The organism is Prevotella sp. P5-92 (genome assembly GCF_002251245.1).
GTDB lineage: Bacteria > Bacteroidota > Bacteroidia > Bacteroidales > Bacteroidaceae > Prevotella.
In genome coordinates, this window is record NZ_NPJG01000042.1 from 182,353 (window position 1) to 199,772 (window position 17,420).

The window sequence follows — 17,420 nt, forward strand, 5'->3', positions numbered from 1 at the left end:
AAAATTAACTATTATGAACAAACGATTTATAGTATTAGCGGCTCTTGTCGCATGTGTTTTTAGCTCAAATGCTAAAGTTAAACTGCCTAACCTTGTTAGCGACGGCATGGTGATCCAGCATAGTAGCGATGTGAGACTATGGGGATGGGACAAACCCGGTAAAAAAGTCACGGTCACCACTTCTTGGTCGGCAGACAAGACTGTAGTCACGACGGGTAAGGATGGCCGTTGGATTGCAACAGTGAAGTCGCCCGCAGCCTCTTTCGACCCTTTGTCAATTAGCTTTGATGATGGAGAACTGACAACTATCAGTAACGTTTTGGCTGGAGAAGTATGGGTCTGTGCAGGACAGAGTAACATGGAGATGCCCGTGAAGGGATTCGGACAGTGCCCAGTGGTGGATTACAACAAAGAGATACTTAACGCAGCGGATGGAATACGTTCGGCGAAGATACCAAGCCGCATGAGTACCCGACCACTTAATGACGCAGAAACATCATGGAGAATAAGCAGTCCTGAGACCATTGCAGAGTTTAGCGCAACAGGCTATTTCTTTGCTCGTACTATACGTGAGGCTCTGAATATCCCCGTAGGACTTATTGAAGCTAATAAAGGAGGTTCGCGCGTGGAAAGCTGGCTCGACGAGGATAATTTGAAGAAATACACGAAGGAGGATCTTGATTCGGCAACGATGAAGGATCGCTTCCAGTGGGACTTCCATTATCCGTTGCTTTGGCATAACGCCACCTTTAATCCCATACTCAACTATACCGTGAAGGGAATAATATATTATCAGGGTTGCTCAAACGTAGGCGACCCGGCAGGACAATATACTGACAGGTTGAAGTTGCTTGTGGAACAGTGGAGGCGTGATTTTAAAGAAGGCGATATCCCCTTCTACTTCGTACAAATAGCGCCATATGTCTATGGTGACGGTATCGAAGGAACCTCTGGAGCAAAGCTGCGCGAACAGCAGTTTAATGCGACGAAGGTGATTCCTAACAGTGGCATGGTATGTACCAACGACCTTGTGTATCCATACGAAAAGGGTCAGATCCATCCAGCCCAAAAGCAGCAGGTGGGCGAGCGTCTGGCATATCTCGCGCTCAACAAGACCTATGGTATGAAGAGCCTTGTTGCAGAGTCTATGTCGTATAAGGACATGATTATACAGGATGGCAAGGCCTATCTCAGTTTCGACAATATGGCTGATGGATACAGCCGATGGGAGGATATTGAAGGATTTGAGATAGCTGGTGCCGACAAGGTGTTCCATAAGGCTACAGCCGTGAAGTTCTGGGCGCCAAGCAATGACCCGCGCAATGAACGTATTGAGGTTAGTTCGCCAGAGGTTACCGCGCCGGTGGCAGTACGCTATTGTTTCAAGAACTTCCAGATAGGTAACCTCAAGAATCAAGGCGGATTGCCTCTAATCCCATTCCGCACAGATAACTGGGATTGATTTAACCGCCATTTTACAACTTGTGATTATGCATCCCTTAGAAAAGTTTGCTTACTGCCCAATGTGTGGCAGTAAGCATTTTATGATTAATAACGAGAAAAGCCGTAAATGTGATAATTGCGGTTTTACCTATTATGCTAACCCATGTTCTGCCACGGCAGCATTTATCATCAACGAAGATGGGGAGATGCTTGTGGTGCGTAGAGGTAAGGAACCTGCAAAAGGCACTCTCGACCTTCCGGGAGGATTCGCCGATATGGACGAAACCCTTGAAGAAGCTATGAGACGTGAGATACGTGAAGAAACAGGCATAGAGGTGGAGAGCATGGAATACCAGTTTAGCATACCAAACATTTACCGCTATTCGGGCATCGATATCCATACGCTCGACGCATTCTATTTCTGTCCGGTGAAAAGCGGAACCCAGGCCAAACCTGATGACGACGCCGCCGAATGCTTATGGCTGCCTGTTAACGATATTCATCCCGAATTATTCGGTCTCCGCTCCATAAGACAGGCATTACATCAATTCGATTTCTTAAAAAACCAAAAATAATACCTTATATATAAGGTGAAAGAAAACTTTTTGCTTACTTTTGCAGGCCGAAATAAAGATAATAATCAAATATGCAGAAAAATCTTGTAATTGTAGAGTCTCCTGCTAAGGCGAAGACCATTGAAAAGTTTCTTGGAAATGATTTCAAGGTGATGTCCAGTTATGGACATATCAGAGACTTGAAAAAGAGAGAACTCAGTATCGATATTGACTCGCTGACTCCTGACTACGAAATTCCTTTGGAGAAGGAAAAAGTGGTGAAAGAATTGAAACAAAACGCACGAAACGCTGAAAAGGTTTGGCTCGCTTCCGATGAGGACCGTGAGGGAGAAGCCATATCTTGGCATCTTTGCGAGGTGTTGGGACTTGACGAAAAGAAGACAAACCGTATCGTCTTTCACGAGATAACAAAACCAGCCATCCTTGAGGCAATACAAAATCCGCGACACCTCGATATGAATCTCGTTAACGCCCAACAAGCAAGACGTGTGCTTGACAGACTTGTTGGCTTCAAACTATCGCCCGTATTGTGGAGGAAGGTGAAACCTTCGTTGTCGGCAGGACGTGTACAGAGTGTGGCAGTAAGACTTGTCGTTGAGCGTGAAAGGGAGATAAAGGCGTTTAAAAGCGAGGCTTTCTATCGCGTGTATGGCACTTTCGCTGTAACAAATGAAGATGGCTCCATGTCGGAGGTAAAGGCTGAGGTGCCTACACGATTCAAGAATCATGACGAGGTTATAGAATTCCTTAAATGTTGCGAAAAGTCAACATTCACCGTCGAATCAGTCAATAAGAAACCTCTTCGACGCTCACCAGCACCTCCTTTCACAACGTCAACACTACAGCAGGAAGCCGCTCGAAAGCTCGGATTCACCGTTTCACAAACCATGATGGTTGCGCAGCACCTCTATGAGAACGGACGAATCACATACATGCGTACAGACTCGGTAAACCTCTCGGCTCTCTGTCTTAGCGCGAGCAAGAACGAGATAGTGAAGATGTGGGGTGAAGAGTACAGCAAAACAAGGCAATATCACACACAGTCGAAAGGCGCACAGGAGGCACATGAGGCTATCAGGCCTACCGACATGTCGTGTACGTCAATCGATGGTACACAACAAGAAAAGAGACTCTATGACCTTATATGGAAACGTACTGCTGCAAGTCAGATGGCTGACGCTGAAATAGAAAAGACCACTGTCAATATTAGTGTGAGCGAGAGTCCGGAAATCTTTGTGGCTGGAGGTGAAGTGGTGAAGTTCGACGGATTCATCAAGGTTTATCATGAATCGACCGACGATGACGACCTCCGTGACGACGATAACGTGAGACTGCTACCGCCAATAAAGGAAGGACAAGGATTGACAAGACGCGAGGTATCCGCCATTCAGCGATACACACAGAGCCCCTTGAGATATAATGAGGCAAGCTTGGTGCATAAACTCGAAGAGCTGGGCATTGGCCGTCCGTCAACTTACGCGCCTACCATCAGTACCATACAGCAACGTGATTATGTTCACAAGGGGGATAAGAAAGGCGAAGAACGGACATATACTATCGACATACTGAAAGGTAAGCAGATAACACAACAGACTCGCTCGGAGATAGCAGGAAGTGACAAGGGGAAACTCATCCCTACCGACATTGGTATCGTCGTAAACGAATTCCTTATGCAGTACTTCCCCGGAATCATGGATTATAACTTTACTGCAAAAGTGGAACAGAAGTTTGACGAGATTGCAGAAGGAACCGAGCACTGGACCGACATGATGAAGGACTTCTACAAAGACTTCGAGCCCGAAGTGGAGAAGACCCTTAACGCACGCTCTGAACATAAGGCCGGAGAACGGGAGATAGGCATCGACCCGAAGTCGGGCAAACCCGTATTTGTGAAAATAGGACGCTTCGGACCCGTGGTACAGATTGGTAGCGCTGATGATGCCGAGAAGCCACAATTCGCCCAGTTGCCCTCAGATATGAGTATGGAGACACTGACAATGGAAGAGGCAATGGAGTTGTTCAAGTTGCCTCGCACCGTGGGTGAGTACGAAGGCAAGACTATCACCATAGGAGCAGGACGCTTCGGACCGTACATATTCCACAACAAGAAGTATGTCTCGTTGCCAAAGGGCGCCGACCCTTTGACCTTCACGCTCGAAGACTCGATTAAACTGATAGAGGACAAGAGAAAAGAAGAAAAGGAACGTCACTTGAAGAAATTTGAGGAAGACGCTAAGTTGGAAGTGCTCAACGGAAGATATGGCCCATACATCGCCTACGACGGGAAGAATTTCAGACTTCCGAAGAATCTCCACGAAAGGGCTGCTGAACTGACATACGAGGAGTGTATGGAGATAATAAACAACACTCCTGTGAAGAAAAAATAATAATGAACCAAACAAAGTGAAAAGAATAATTCTAATAGGATATATGGGGGCCGGGAAGACTACGGTGGGCAAGCAGCTCGCCGACTCTCTCGGGCTCAAGTTCTATGACCTTGATTGGTATATAGAGACACGGATGCACAAGAAAGTGTCTGACATCTTCGCCGAAAGAGGGGAAGACGGTTTCAGAACCATCGAACGTAACATGTTGCATGAAGTGGCAGAATTTGAAGACGTGGTAATCAGTTGCGGAGGAGGTACACCTTGCTTCTTCGACAATATGGACTATCTCAACCAACAGGGCGATGTGATATATCTTAAGGCCAGGCCAGACGTGCTGTATAAGCATCTCTTGATGGGAAAGACCGAGCGCCCGTTGATCATAGGGAAAACAAAGGAACAATTGCTTGAATTCATCAACGAGCAGCTCGCAAAAAGGGAACCTTACTATACAAAGGCGAAATATTCGCTTGACGTAAGTCTGATGGACAACTACGAGAAAATAAAAATATCTGTACAAAAAGCTAAAGAACTATTGGGAATAGAATGAAAAAATGGACTATTGAAGACTCAAAGGAGCTCTACAACATCACAGGGTGGGGAACCTCTTATTTTGGCATTAACGACCGAGGCGATGTTTATGTCACACCATGTAAGAATAATACGCAGATCGATTTGCGTGAGGTGATGGATGAATTGGCGCTGAGGGATGTCACGCCTCCTGTCTTGCTGAGATTTCCAGACATACTGGACAACCGTATTGAGAAGACCAGTAGCTGTTTCAAAAAAGCTGCGCAGGAGTATAACTTCAAAGGTGAGAATTTCATCATCTATCCTATTAAGACAAATCAGATGCAACCCGTGGTAGAGGAAATTATCAGCCACGGACGAAAGTTTAATCTCGGTCTTGAAGCCGGTTCAAAGCCGGAATTACACGCGGTGATTGCTGTACAGTGCCAGAGTGACTCGCTCATCATCTGTAACGGATACAAAGACCAAAGCTACATCGAACTCGCACTGCTTGCGCAAAAAATGGGGAAGAGAGTGTTTATCGTGGTAGAGAAACCCAACGAACTCGAACTCATTGCACGCGAGGCTAAGAAACTCAATGTCAAGCCTAATCTTGGAATAAGGATAAAATTGGCTTCATCAGGCAGCGGAAAGTGGGAAGAAAGTGGAGGCGATGCCAGCAAGTTCGGTCTGACAAGCATGGAACTTCTCGAAGCTCTTGACATGCTTGATAAGAAAGGCATGAGGGATTGTCTTAGACTCATACATTTCCATATAGGCAGCCAAATCACCAAGATAAGAAGAATACAAGCTGCCCTCAGAGAGGCTTCCATGTTCTATATACAGCTTCATAAGATGGGATACAATGTGGATTTCGTCGATTGCGGTGGAGGCTTGGGAGTTGATTATGACGGCACGCGCTCGCCAAGTAGCGAGAGCTCGGTCAACTACTCCATACAAGAATATGTGAATGACTGTATCTACACTTTTGTAGATGCCGCTGACAAGAATAATCTTCCGCACCCAAATATCATTACAGAGAGTGGACGCTCGCTCACTGCTCATCACTCGGTGCTCGTGATAGATGTGTTGGAGACAGCCTCTTTACCTGAAATGCCTGAGGAGTATGAGCCAGATGCAAGTAGCCATCAACTCGTTAAAGACCTATATGATATCTGGGACAACCTCAATCCAAGGTCGATGCTCGAGGACTGGCACGACGCTGAGCAGATACGGGAAGAGTGTCTCGACCTTTTCACTCACGGACTCGTAGATCTTAAGACAAGGGCAGAAATAGAGAGCATGTATTGGAGCGTGTGCCATGAAATAAATATCTTGGCAAAACATCTCAAACATACGCCAGAAGAACTGATGAATCTCGACAAGCTCCTTGCCGATAAGTATTTCTGTAACTTCTCCCTCTTTCAGTCACTGCCTGACTCGTGGGCCATCGACCAACTGTTCCCAATAGTACCCATTCAGCGACTTGCAGAAAGACCTACCAGGAGCGCCACGTTGCAAGACATCACTTGTGACAGCGATGGAAAGATCACAAACTTTGTCACCAATCGCAATAACTCACATATATTGCCCGTACATAGTATAAAGAAAAACGAGATGTACTATCTCGGCGTGTTCCTTGTCGGTGCATACCAGGAGATACTTGGCGACATGCACAACCTCTTTGGCGACACTACGGCCGTACATGTAAGTGTCAAGGATGATTCCTATCATATCGATCAGATAATAGACGGCGAAACAGTGGCTGAGGTGCTCGACTATGTGCAGTATAACCCACGAAAGCTTGTTAGACAGCTCGAGGTGTGGGTGACAAAGAGCGTGAAAGACGGAAAGATAACCCTGGAGGAAGGAAAAGAATTCCTTTCCAACTATCGCTCAGGACTTTACGGATATACTTATTTGGAATAAATGAAACAATTGACAGTAATAAAGGTGGGAGGTGCTGTGGTCGAAGACGAGGCACAGCTCTCCCAACTGCTTAAGGATTTCTCTTCCATCGCAGGCCCTAAGGTCCTCGTGCATGGAGGAGGACGTAGTGCTACCAAAGTTGCCGCCCAACTTGGTATAGAGACAAAGATGGTGAACGGGCGTCGTGTCACTGATGCAGAAATGCTTGATGTAGTGACAATGGTATATGGAGGACTGGTCAACAAGCGTGTCGTTGCTCGTCTTCAGGCTCACGGCGTGAATGCCATTGGACTTACAGGTGCCGATGTGGATGTCATCCGTTCACATAAACGACCACCCAAAGATGGTATCGACTATGGGTTTGTAGGCGATGTGGATCGTGCAGACGGCAAGATGCTATCTACTCTCGTTGAGGCTGGAATAGTTCCGGTTATGGCACCACTCACTCATGATGGCGCAGGACATATTCTTAATACCAATGCAGATACTATTGCGGGCGAGACCGCAAAGGCATTGGCACAATATTATGACGTGACATTGGTTTATTGCTTTGAGAAAAAAGGAGTGCTATCCAATCCTGATGACGATGATAGCGTTATTCCTGTCATCACCCGAAACGACTTCAGACATTATGTCGAAGACGGAACCGTCAGCGGAGGCATGATACCTAAAATAGAAAATGCTTTTCAAGCGATTGACGCTGGAGTAAAAAAAGTAGTGATAACATGCGCATCGGCTATTGACGGGAACAACGGAACGGTAATTAACAACCTTTAACGTGCTCGGCCTGTAACATTCCCGCCTTTTCATTCGTCTTTACCTTAGAAGGGTATGAAAAATATCAGTTTCCGAAACGATGTATTGCCGTTGAAGAACAAACTTTACCGGCTCGCCCTACGTATTACGATGAATAATGCGGAGGCCGAGGATGTCGTGCAGGACACAATGATAAAGGTATGGAGTAAGCGTGAGCAGTGGAACGAGATAGAGTCTATCGAGGCATTATGCTTCACCATCTGCAGAAATACGGCTCTCGACAGAACGAGGAAGGCTGGAAACGCCAACGAATCGCTCGATGAAAGCTATAGAAACACACCAGATTATTCTTATTCTTCCAACCCTGAAGAGATAGCAGAAGCGCGCGACCGCCTTGAAGTAGTTAAACGTCTCATAAGTTCACTGCCAGAAAAACAACGTACGGTGATACATCTGCGTGATATAGAAGGCAAAAGCTACCGCGAGATCGCAACTATCATGGGCATTAGCGACGAGCAAGTGAAGGTCAACCTCTTTAGGGCAAGACAGATAATAAAGACAGAATTCTCAAAAACAGATAATTATGGACTATAAGTATATAGAACAACTGTTGGAGCGCTATTGGCAATGCGAAACTTCCCTTGAGGAAGAGAGCATCTTGCAGACATTCTTCGCACAGAAGGAGGTCCCGACAGAGTTTCTCAAATACAAAGGTCTGTTTTCGCTTCCTATGGAGGAGAAACAAGAGAATTTCCTTGGGGCTGACTTCGACAAGAAAGTGCTTGCTGCCATCGAAGAAGAAGGCAGTCATGTCAAGGTAAAGGCTATAAGAGTGTCTCTACGCGAAAGGTTGATGCCGCTATTCAAGTCGGCTGCCGTCGTGGCCATAATCCTCTCGCTTGGTGGTGCCGCTCAGTTCCAGTTCGGCAAGAATGGCAGTACTGACGAAATAAACTATGCTGACTATAAGGACACATATAAAGATCCGGCAATGGCATACGACCAGGTAGAGGATGCCTTGGAGCTAATCTCTGAGGGATTCTGCCAGTCGGCAGAAGGTGACTCTTCAGTTAGCATACATAAGGCCGCAACAACAGATATCAAGACTGCGGAATGAAAAGGATTGCTTGTCTCGTCTCGTTTGTGGTGGTTGCCATCACCTCACTTGCTCAGCGGAGCGTAGATTTTGCGTCGAAGTACATGGCTTGTTGTAATGGTGACACGTTGGTGAAGTGTGTTACTATCGGACCGAAGATGATGGAACAACTGACGAAGCATCATGACGCTAACAGCAACGAGTATATCGACCAGGCTATACAAAAGCTGAAGTCGGCAAGAATAATTATTTCTAATGTCAACGGCGAGGACTATTATATCAAGGCAGAGAATCTGCTGAAGAGATATCCCAAGAGGTTCCGTCATGACAAGGATTATCATAATGCTCATGCCATGGGCACCTTCTACCAAAGGATGTCAAAGGACGGAAAGGTGGTAGAATTGGTGATGTTGCACAACGATACTGTAAAGAATGCCATGGTGATAGTTAACCTTACGGGAGATATCGATGAGGAGTTCACTGAGCTTTTGTCGAAGAATCTCGGAAATAAGAATAGATAATTTCTATGCTTTCTCTATAATATAAAATCATGTTTAGTAAAACTTGAAACTGTGAAGTTTCGATTCTCTCAAATTTTTCATAACATACTATTTATAAGGGTCGCATGTCATCAATGACAGCGACCCTTGTCTTTGTATATGTTCCATATTGCGGGAATGAAGATACATAACGAGAACAATATCGCAAGTATCATTGATGTAGTGTTGCCCGCAAAGATATCCGAGAGCTTCATGTCTGGGTCGGGGAACCTCACTGCCATAAGGTAGGCGATGGTGTTGTTTGCGGTATGAAAGACAACTCCAGGGAGGATGCTGTTGGTCTTTGCATACAACCATCCTAAGAGTAAGCCCATCAGGAATGCGTGCGGCATCTGTGCCGGATTGACGTGTATGAGGGCGAATATCACAGCAGAGATGCAGATGGCCATCCACTTGTTGCTTATCGTCTTTTGCAGTTCTCTTAGTATTGCTCCGCGAAAAACGGCTTCTTCTGATAAGGGAGCCATTATGGCCAACACAAAATAGCCTCCAGGCACATGGACGATTTTCATCAGTGTGTCGCTCATGGTGTCAGGGAGAGCCGGCATTAATTCCTGTAAGGCTAATGAGGGGATTGTAGCTCCGAGAGCAGCCAGTGAGCACCATGCTAATGTGGCCCAGGGACGGCTTCTGACATATTCTGTTCCCTTTGGAGTGAACTTGGCGCAGAAAAACAATATGAGCGTCAGCAATCCTGCTGCCGCAGACGAAATGACAAGCATCAATCCGCTATCGCTTTTCTGCCCAAATATAGGGGCTATAGCTCCAATAACTAATGTGATTAAGACCTGTATGGCAACAAATGCCACGAGATAGAGTGTAGTGTTTAATAATGTTCTTTTCATAAAAGAATGTGTTTTCTTATTTCGTTTTCGTCGTTCTGCAATTGATGTTTCAATTCCGCTGCCGACTTGAACTTCCGTTCGTCGCGTATTTTCTTGAAGAAAGTTATTGAGATTTGTTTGCCGTAAATATTGCCGTTGAAGTCAAAGATATTCGCTTCTATCGTTCTATCCTTACCTTCGAAAGTGGGACGCTGTCCGATGTTAAGCATCGCTTTCCTATCTGCTTGTTCACCGGCAATGCGCACCATCACGGCATAAACGCCGTTGGCTGGAATCATCTTGTAGGCAGAGTCGGGATGGATATTTGCAGTGGGAAATCCTAATCCTGTACCAATATGGTGCCCGCTTTCCACATGCCCCAGCAGTGTGTAACGATAGCCCAGGCAGTTTGCGGCAAGATCTACTTCGCCCTCGGAAATCAGCGCCCTTACCACAGACGAGCTGACGTTAACTCCTTCGTAGATATACGGTTTGCCTAATATCACCTCCATTCCCATCTGTTCGCCATATCTCACGTAGTCGTCAAAGCCCTCGCTGCGATTGTGGCCGAAACGATGGTCGTAGCCAGTGATCAACACCTTCACACCTAACTTCTCTGACAAGATATAGCGCATGAAATCGTGTGCAGACATTGACGCCATTTCCTTGTCGAAGGGTAGTACTATGCAATTGTCAATCCCGGCTTTTTCGAGTAATACGAGTTTTTCTTCTGTTGTGGAAAGGAGTTGCGGCATAAAGTCGGTCTTTACCACTTGACGTGGATGACGGTCGAAAGTCACCACTGTAGAAGTTAAGCCCATGGCTTTCGCCCGTTCTGTAACCTCGCCAATCAGATGCTGATGTCCGCGGTGTATTCCGTCGAAGAATCCGATGGTTGCCACACAGGGACTCATACCTGATACTCCATCTCCATATAATATCGTGTTCATAGGAAATAATAAAAAGTCTTGTTTGTCGTCGTCTTCTTATCTTTTAGCCAAGCGTCTTATTCCGCGTATCAGCTCTCCTGCAATCATCACTACAGACGTACCTGCAATAATGTATGTCCAGTCTTCGAAGCTAAGAGGTACGGTTCTGAACATCTTTCCTCCAAACTCTACTATGATCCATTGTCCCGCGAGAATCATCGCCAACACCGTAATAAGGCCTTTGTCAGAGAGGAATCCTCGGAAAGCTGAGTGGCTCGAACCGAGTGTCTTTGCATTGAAAAGGTTCCACCATTGCAACATTACGAAGATGGTGAAGAATATTGTCAACTCTTTGGCTGACACACCGGCAATACGTTCAAAATACCACAGAAGACCAAACATCAACGCGAAGAACAGTAGTCCTACACCGAAGATGCCGAATGCCATACCTCGGTTGATGATAAAGTCGGTCTGTTTTCTTGGCTTGTCTTTCATCACCTCGCTTTCGGGAGGTAGCGATGAGAGAGCCATGGCGGCAAAAGTGTCCATAATAAGGTTCACCCATAACATTTGTGTAATGGTAAGTGGCAGTTCTGTGCCTATGAACGAGCCGCCTAACACAAGCAATAACGCTGTCACGTTGACAACGAGTTGGAAGAAGATAAAGCGCTGAATGTTCTTATATAGAGAGCGTCCCCATTGTACTGCTTTGACGATGCTTGTGAACGAGTCGTCGATAAGTGTCATGTCGCTTGCGTTCTTTGCCACACTGGTGCCTGAACCGAGCGATAGTCCGACGTGGGCATGATTAAGGGCAGGAGCGTCATTGGTGCCGTCACCTGTCACGGCTACCACTTCCCCGTGTTTTTGCAACATATTTACGAGTCGCTGCTTGTCGGTTGGTCTGGCGCGGCTCATTACTTTTAGGGCTTCAACCCTATTGTATGCCTCCTCGTCAGAGAGGGCGGCAAAGTCAGGACCGGTGATTTGTGCACCGTCGGGGATCATGTCGTGCCATACGCCGATTTGGCGTGCTATCTCAATGGCAGTGGCTGATGTGTCTCCAGTGACTATTTTCACGTCTATGCCAGCTCTGCAGCATTGTCTTACCGCCATGGGCACTTCCTCTCTCAGTGGGTCGCTGATGGCTGCCACTGCTTGTATGGTGAGGCTTCTGTCTCCTGCTTCGAGGCTGTATCCGTTTTTGCCACACTCAACCTTCTTGTATGCAAAGGCAAGCGTACGCATTGCCTTGTTTTGATATTCGAGGGTTTGGCGCTGTATGTTGAGCAGCTCTTCATGGTCAATATCACAGTGTGCCATCACAATCTCTGGTGCACCTTTTACCATTAGGTATTGTCCTTCTTTTGTTTCAGCTATGGTAGCCATATATTTGTTCTCCGTAGAGAAAGGCTGTTGCCAAAGTATCGGAGTCTGTTGCCTTAGTAGCGAATAGTCAGTGCCGTTAGCCTTCAGCCATAGCAACAATGCGGCTTCTGTAGGGTTGCCAATGGTCTTCGCTCCGTCGAGTTCTGCTGTTGAGTTCACGGCCATGGCTATTTCGAGCAGACTTCTGTCTCCCCATTCCTTAATCTCGGCAACCTGCATCTTGTTTTGTGTCAGTGTACCTGTTTTGTCGGTGCATATCACGGTGACAGCTCCCATTGTTTCGCAGGCATGAAGCTTGCGTACGAGGTTGTTGGACTTAAGCATTCTCCTCATGTTTAAGGCGAGTGCTAATGTCACAGCCATCGGCAGTCCTTCAGGTACAGCCATCACGATTAGCGTGACGGCCATCATGAAATATTTCAGCACCACTTCAGCCATTCTGATCCAGTCATTGGTGCTCCATAATGGGTTTGTCATGATGTCGTGTCCGAGGAACCCGACGAAAGCCAATATCGAGACGGCTGAGCCAATCTTGCTTATCATCTTGGCAAGTTTGTCGAGCTGCATGTTGAGCGGAGTTTTTATCTGCGTTATCTCCATCGACTTTGTCGCCACCTTGCCAATCTCTGTGGCGTCGCCCACGGCAGTTACACGGAAGCGTCCATTTCCGTTCATCACCATAGTCGATCTCAGCACCACGTTTGAAGGATATGTGGCGCCGTCATTCATTTCTTTTACATTTTTAGAAATGATAGGTTCTCCGGTCAGTGCCGACTCATCTATCTGGAGTTCAGTAGCTTCGAGTAGCCTGCCGTCTGCCGGAATCTCATCGCCCACGCCAATGACAATCACGTCTCCCACGACCACATTGCGCTGTGCGATTTCCACCACTCTTCCGTTTCTCCACACCTTTACAGGTTGGTCGTCGCCCAGGGCGGTAAGCTCATCAAATCGCTTTGCGGCATCACGCTCGAAGTAGAATCCCACAGTAGTTGCAAAGAATATGGCAAGGAAGATGCCGATAGTCTCCACGAAATCGTTTTCTATGGCAGCCAATCCAAGCGATATTGCGGCAGCCACGAGAAGTATCTTTATTATCGGGTCGTTGTATTTGTCGAGGTACAACCTCCACAGCGAGGTCTTCTTGGGCGGGGTAAGAACGTTCTCTCCGTATTCCTCTCTGCTTTTCACTACCTCTTTGTCGGTGAGTCCTCTAAAATTGTTTGCTTTTTCCACTTATATGCTCTGTTTATTGTTTTCGACTGCAAAATTACTAATAAATAAGGTGAAAAGTCTGTATATTCATTTTTTTTAGTCTTTTTTGCAAAAAATATTTGGATTTCTCACAAAAACATCGTACCTTTGCACCCGAAATCAGTATTCAACCTGTTTTTCATCGGGCTTTTAGCTCAGTTGGTTAGAGCAACAGACTCATAATCTGGAGGTCCTAGGTTCAAGCCCTAGATGGCCCACCTTCAAGAAGGAAGCACTTGCGATTGCTCGCGAGTGCTTCTTTTTATTATGTTATTTCCTTATTCTGCATATCGTCTTCTCCCCCATCTTTGGGCATAAATGATTGACTCTGCTGTGTAATGGCCAATGAGCCGGTTGGGTTTGGGCTGCATGCGGTTGGAGTGTCAGTCTTCGTGGCAGAAATGGAAATAGTCTAATGTCAGGCGGTTGACGTCCTTGCGCAGTTGAGTTATTTCGTTCTGCTCTTGGACGTCGAGTGGACTGCCTTCGACGTTGACATAAAGTTGTTCACCTTTTTTTCTTACTACAACAGTGACGTTGCCGTCGAAGTGCTGTAGCTCGATGGTGCCAACGAGCATGCTCTCTATCACGTGCTGCATCCTTGGAGCATCGATGTCAGCGTTGTATGTCTCCATTGTCGTGTCGAGAGAATAGTGGGCTTTGGGCCATTTTATCGACGCTTTGGCTATTGCGTCTCGACAGATGGCGATGAAGTCATGGTTTGCTATCTGCCATTTGGTCATTCCCGCTTCGAGACGCGAGAGGTCGAGCACGCCTGTGACGAGAAACATCAGGCGGTCTGTAAGATTTTGTATGGTGATAGCCATGGCTGAGCGTTGTTCTGAGGAGAGGGATGTGTTGTTCATCATCTCTTTTGTCTTGTCCATCACTTCCTGTAGCGGTGTGCGTATGGCTTTGCTCATGGTGTTGAAGAACTGTTCTTTCTGTAGGTTGTTGATATTTGCCTCGTTAAGGGCGTCGGCAGTTTTCTTTTCTGTCTTTTTCAGATGGTGGAAGGTGACGCTGACCTTTGCCACAATGCCGATAAGCACTATCATCACGATAAACATTAACACCATGGCGACCATCACATTTTGTCCTTTCAGGATTTCCTCTTCAGCCTTGAGATTGTTTATTCGGCTCATTTCTTTCAGCTCCTCTATCTGTTCGTTCGACATGTCGGTACTGATAGAGTCGTTGGTATGCTTCATCTGTTTGTATATGGCGAGCGCCTTGTCGTATTGGTGTCGTTTGTAATGTATGTCAGCCCGCATCGACAGGCAAAACAGCTTGTTTAAAGATCTTACGTTAAGCTCGTTGCTCAGTTTCAAGGCTTTGTCGTTGATGGCCATGGCTTCGTCGAGCTGTCCGCGCTCTATGCGGTTGAAGCACAAGGCGTAGAGATAGAGCGGCTTGTAAGGAGGGTAGGTGAGTCGCTTGTAAAAGTCCATACCTCTTTGTTCGTGGTATTCCGCCTTTTCGAAGTCATGTTTATATGAACAGTAGAGTAAATGGCAGTATTCCATGAATAAGCGGTGGTCGTTGAGAGTGATGTCCATTCCTGGTGCCATCTTCAACATCTTTTCCATGACGACGTCTATCTCTTTCAGTGCCTTTCCCATTCGTTCGAATTTATGTACCGAGATACTATAGTCGAGCAGATGCATTAGAACGGTGAACTGTATCTGCAGATCGTCTTCCTTATACATGGTTTTCAATGCTTTTTTCAGCACATCATCAGCCTCGTGCCATCGGTAGGTGCCGATGTATATCTGAGCTTGTGCCACGTAGGCTTTTGTTATTCCAGAGAAGTTTTTCAGTCTTGAGGCTTCGTCGATCATCTTTTTCGACTCGTCGAGAGCATATTCATATCTCCCTTTGTATATATAAGTGTTGATGAGTGTGTATTGCATTTCGAAATACATCCTCCAGCTGTGGCATTTCTTTGCCACTTTCATGCCTCGGTCTGCCCAGAATACCACGCTGTCCACCGTATCGTCATACATGTAGTGGTGGTTGACAATAAAGGTGAGGGCGTTAGCCTGGCTTGTGTCGTTCTTGAGATATTCAGCCTCTTCGAGCATCAGGTATGCGTCTTTTATGCCATCGGGCATCAGCTGTGATACTGATACTATGTCGCTGAGTTTCTGTAGCCTTTCCTCTCCGTGTGGCATGGCTTTAGCTTCTTTCCTCATGCTGTCAACCTTGATTTTTTCAGGCTCTTGCGCGTAGGTGCATAGAGAGGAGATAAAGCACAATACAAGTGTCAAGATGTGTCGTCTCATGATTTTGCCTCCTTTTTGTTTAGTGGATGAGTGAAGCAGAAGCGTGCGCCGTTGTTGTATTCAGGGTCAACCCATATCTTTCCGCCTAACCGTTCTATGATAAAGCGGCATATGGATAGTCCGAGGCCTGTGCCTTGTGCATTTTCGTCCAGTTTCTCGAAGCGGGTGAATACCGATTCCCGTTTGTCGGCTGCTATTCCGCATCCTGTATCGGTGACGGCAAAGAGAGCCATGTCGTCTTTTGTCTCCAGCGACAGCGTTATGGAGCCTTCGGTGGTGAATTTGTTTGCATTCACCAGAAGGTTGATGAGCAGCTGTTGCAGTCGTGCCTCGTCGGTGACGATAGGAAGCGTTTCGAGTTGCGACTCGAAGATGATGGCGGCCTTGGTTTGTTTCACCTTATCTACGGTCTTTACCACGTTGCGGCAGGTGTCCACAGCATCGTGCTCTTCCAGTCTGAACTGCATCTCCCCGTCTTGCTGTATGGAAAAGTCCACCACGTCGTGTATTAGTTTCATCAGCAAGTCAGAGTTTTGTTGTATGATGGATTCAAACTGCTTTCTGCTCTCTTCGTCGAGACTTTCGTCGGCGAGGAAAGCTGTGAATCCGGCGAGGGCATTGAGTGGAGTGCGTATCTCGTGGCTCATGTTTGAGAGGAAGAGGTTTTTCAGTCTTAAGGAGTTCTCTACCATTTGTCGTGCATGGTTGAGCTTTTCTTTTGATTCCATCAGTCGCCGGTTGTATTTCCTCAGCATTATCAGTCCTGCAACGAGCAGTCCAATGACGAGCAGTCCTCCCATCACGATATATGTTATCAGCATGTTTCGCTGTCGGTTGTTGCGTAGGGTCTGCTGTGCCACCAGGTTGGCTGCACGCTCTTTGTTCACTCTGGCGATATAACTCTGTACGCTTGCCGAGTCAACAGATGAAATCTCTTTGCGATACTTGTCACATTCTTCCTTTGGGTTTATGTATCCTTCCTCTACGTTTTTTGCAGTTAGTGTGGAGGATATCGGGAAGAGTGTAATGATAAGACAAAGAAGTATAGTTTTACTCAATATTCTTGGCATTCTCTCTTGCATTGTTTGTTATTATCTCTTGTTTATGTTGATTAAAAATCGTCTTCTGATCTTTTCACACGGCAAAAATACATATTTTCTTCTATATTACTCTCACTATAGCTCCATATTTATAATAAATTAACTAAACAGAAACGATAAGTAACTACTCAACACCCCTGATAATCTTGCCTCAAAATCCTTTGTTTACAAAGTGCTGAGTAGTTACCTTCTCCCCACACACTGCTTCCACTCTCAAAGGCCATAAGAGGAAGGGGTGGCGGCAGGGTGGCGTTTTGCTACCACGCGAGGAAAAAATAAATTCCACGCGTGGGAGCAATATTTTGGTCGCGGGAGAGGGGAAATGGGGAAACTTGTATTATTAATATAGAATTTCATTTGCCTTTGACTACTATTCAAGTAAATAG

14 protein-coding genes and 1 tRNA gene are annotated in these 17,420 nt (G+C 46.3%); 10 read left to right on the forward strand and 5 right to left on the reverse strand.

Going from position 1 to position 17,420, the window contains the following annotated elements; all coding sequences use genetic code 11:
- The first annotated feature begins 13 nt into the window (after window positions 1-13).
- The 9 genes from CIK99_RS04975 (at window position 14) to CIK99_RS05015 (ending at window position 9,214) form a co-directional block, all read left to right on the forward strand.
- The gene (locus tag CIK99_RS04975; protein WP_094380383.1) at window positions 14-1,462 is read left to right on the forward strand and encodes a sialate O-acetylesterase; all 1,449 of its coding nucleotides are present in this window, start codon (window positions 14-16) and stop codon (window positions 1,460-1,462) included.
- A 28-nt stretch (window positions 1,463-1,490) separates the two neighbouring features.
- Window positions 1,491-2,018: an NUDIX domain-containing protein gene (locus CIK99_RS04980; protein WP_094380385.1), complete on the forward strand. Its 528-nt coding sequence runs from the start codon at window positions 1,491-1,493 to the stop codon at window positions 2,016-2,018.
- 71 nt (window positions 2,019-2,089) lie between these two features.
- Window positions 2,090-4,405 carry a type I DNA topoisomerase gene (gene topA / locus CIK99_RS04985; protein WP_094380387.1) on the forward strand — a complete coding sequence of 772 codons (2,316 nt, stop codon included), beginning with the start codon at window positions 2,090-2,092 and terminating at the stop codon, window positions 4,403-4,405.
- A gap of 16 nt (window positions 4,406-4,421) precedes the next feature.
- Window positions 4,422-4,952, forward strand: a complete 531-nt coding sequence (locus CIK99_RS04990) for a shikimate kinase (protein ID WP_094380389.1) — start codon at window positions 4,422-4,424, stop codon at window positions 4,950-4,952.
- Entirely contained in the window at window positions 4,949-6,841 is a 1,893-nt protein-coding gene (speA, locus tag CIK99_RS04995; RefSeq protein ID WP_094380391.1) for a biosynthetic arginine decarboxylase, read from the forward strand. The genes CIK99_RS04990 and speA overlap by 4 nt, the downstream gene beginning before the upstream one ends.
- Window positions 6,842-7,618: an acetylglutamate kinase gene (gene argB / locus CIK99_RS05000; protein ID WP_094380393.1), complete on the forward strand. Its 777-nt coding sequence runs from the start codon at window positions 6,842-6,844 to the stop codon at window positions 7,616-7,618.
- Window positions 7,619-7,672: 54 nt separating this feature from the next.
- On the forward strand, window positions 7,673-8,191 hold the full coding sequence (locus CIK99_RS05005; RefSeq protein ID WP_094380395.1) for an RNA polymerase sigma factor: 519 nt from the start codon (window positions 7,673-7,675) through the stop codon (window positions 8,189-8,191).
- Window positions 8,181-8,714 carry a hypothetical protein gene (locus CIK99_RS05010; protein WP_094380397.1) on the forward strand — a complete coding sequence of 178 codons (534 nt, stop codon included), beginning with the start codon at window positions 8,181-8,183 and terminating at the stop codon, window positions 8,712-8,714. The genes CIK99_RS05005 and CIK99_RS05010 overlap by 11 nt, the downstream gene beginning before the upstream one ends.
- On the forward strand, window positions 8,711-9,214 hold the full coding sequence (locus tag CIK99_RS05015) for a DUF4252 domain-containing protein (RefSeq protein WP_094380399.1): 504 nt from the start codon (window positions 8,711-8,713) through the stop codon (window positions 9,212-9,214). Before CIK99_RS05010 ends, CIK99_RS05015 begins: the two co-directional genes overlap by 4 nt.
- 110 nt (window positions 9,215-9,324) lie before the next feature.
- On the opposite strand, the gene CIK99_RS05020 is transcribed toward CIK99_RS05015, so the two are convergent.
- Genes CIK99_RS05020 through CIK99_RS05030 form a run of 3 tightly spaced genes read right to left on the reverse strand, consistent with a single transcriptional unit; the run spans window position 9,325 to window position 13,631 of the window.
- Entirely contained in the window at window positions 9,325-10,098 is a 774-nt protein-coding gene (locus CIK99_RS05020; RefSeq protein ID WP_094380401.1) for a CPBP family intramembrane glutamic endopeptidase, read from the reverse strand.
- Window positions 10,095-11,027: a bifunctional riboflavin kinase/FAD synthetase gene (locus CIK99_RS05025; RefSeq protein WP_094380403.1), complete on the reverse strand. Its 933-nt coding sequence runs from the start codon at window positions 11,025-11,027 to the stop codon at window positions 10,095-10,097. Before CIK99_RS05025 ends, CIK99_RS05020 begins: the two co-directional genes overlap by 4 nt.
- 36 nt (window positions 11,028-11,063) lie before the next feature.
- On the reverse strand, window positions 11,064-13,631 hold the full coding sequence (locus CIK99_RS05030; protein WP_094380405.1) for a calcium-translocating P-type ATPase, PMCA-type: 2,568 nt from the start codon (window positions 13,629-13,631) through the stop codon (window positions 11,064-11,066).
- A 162-nt stretch (window positions 13,632-13,793) separates the two neighbouring features.
- Between CIK99_RS05030 and CIK99_RS05035 the strand changes: the two genes are divergently transcribed.
- Window positions 13,794-13,867, forward strand: a tRNA-Ile gene (locus tag CIK99_RS05035).
- 165 nt (window positions 13,868-14,032) lie between these two features.
- On the opposite strand, the gene CIK99_RS05040 is transcribed toward CIK99_RS05035, so the two are convergent.
- Both CIK99_RS05040 and CIK99_RS05045 read right to left on the reverse strand, forming a co-directional pair.
- Window positions 14,033-15,934 carry a tetratricopeptide repeat-containing sensor histidine kinase gene (locus CIK99_RS05040; protein ID WP_094380407.1) on the reverse strand — a complete coding sequence of 634 codons (1,902 nt, stop codon included), beginning with the start codon at window positions 15,932-15,934 and terminating at the stop codon, window positions 14,033-14,035.
- Entirely contained in the window at window positions 15,931-17,004 is a 1,074-nt protein-coding gene (locus CIK99_RS05045) for a sensor histidine kinase KdpD (protein ID WP_158215904.1), read from the reverse strand. Before CIK99_RS05045 ends, CIK99_RS05040 begins: the two co-directional genes overlap by 4 nt.
- Window positions 17,005-17,420: the final 416 nt, after the last annotated feature.

Bases quoted from the DNA above. Each gene is read 5' to 3' on its own strand.
- topA (WP_094380387.1), top strand. From the start codon at position 2,090: ATGCAGAAAAATCTTGTAATTGTAGAGTCTCCTGCTAAGGCGAAGACC.
- CIK99_RS05025 (WP_094380403.1), bottom strand. From the start codon at position 11,027: ATGAACACGATATTATATGGAGATGGAGTATCAGGTATGAGTCCCTGT.
- CIK99_RS05005 (WP_094380395.1), top strand. From the start codon at position 7,673: ATGAAAAATATCAGTTTCCGAAACGATGTATTGCCGTTGAAGAACAAA.
- CIK99_RS05010 (WP_094380397.1), top strand. From the start codon at position 8,181: ATGGACTATAAGTATATAGAACAACTGTTGGAGCGCTATTGGCAATGC.
- argB (WP_094380393.1), top strand. From the start codon at position 6,842: ATGAAACAATTGACAGTAATAAAGGTGGGAGGTGCTGTGGTCGAAGAC.
- CIK99_RS05015 (WP_094380399.1), top strand. From the start codon at position 8,711: ATGAAAAGGATTGCTTGTCTCGTCTCGTTTGTGGTGGTTGCCATCACC.
- CIK99_RS05020 (WP_094380401.1), bottom strand. From the start codon at position 10,098: ATGAAAAGAACATTATTAAACACTACACTCTATCTCGTGGCATTTGTT.
- speA (WP_094380391.1), top strand. From the start codon at position 4,949: ATGAAAAAATGGACTATTGAAGACTCAAAGGAGCTCTACAACATCACA.
- CIK99_RS05045 (WP_158215904.1), bottom strand. From the start codon at position 17,004: ATGCCAAGAATATTGAGTAAAACTATACTTCTTTGTCTTATCATTACA.
- CIK99_RS05040 (WP_094380407.1), bottom strand. From the start codon at position 15,934: ATGAGACGACACATCTTGACACTTGTATTGTGCTTTATCTCCTCTCTA.
- CIK99_RS04980 (WP_094380385.1), top strand. From the start codon at position 1,491: ATGCATCCCTTAGAAAAGTTTGCTTACTGCCCAATGTGTGGCAGTAAG.
- CIK99_RS04975 (WP_094380383.1), top strand. From the start codon at position 14: ATGAACAAACGATTTATAGTATTAGCGGCTCTTGTCGCATGTGTTTTT.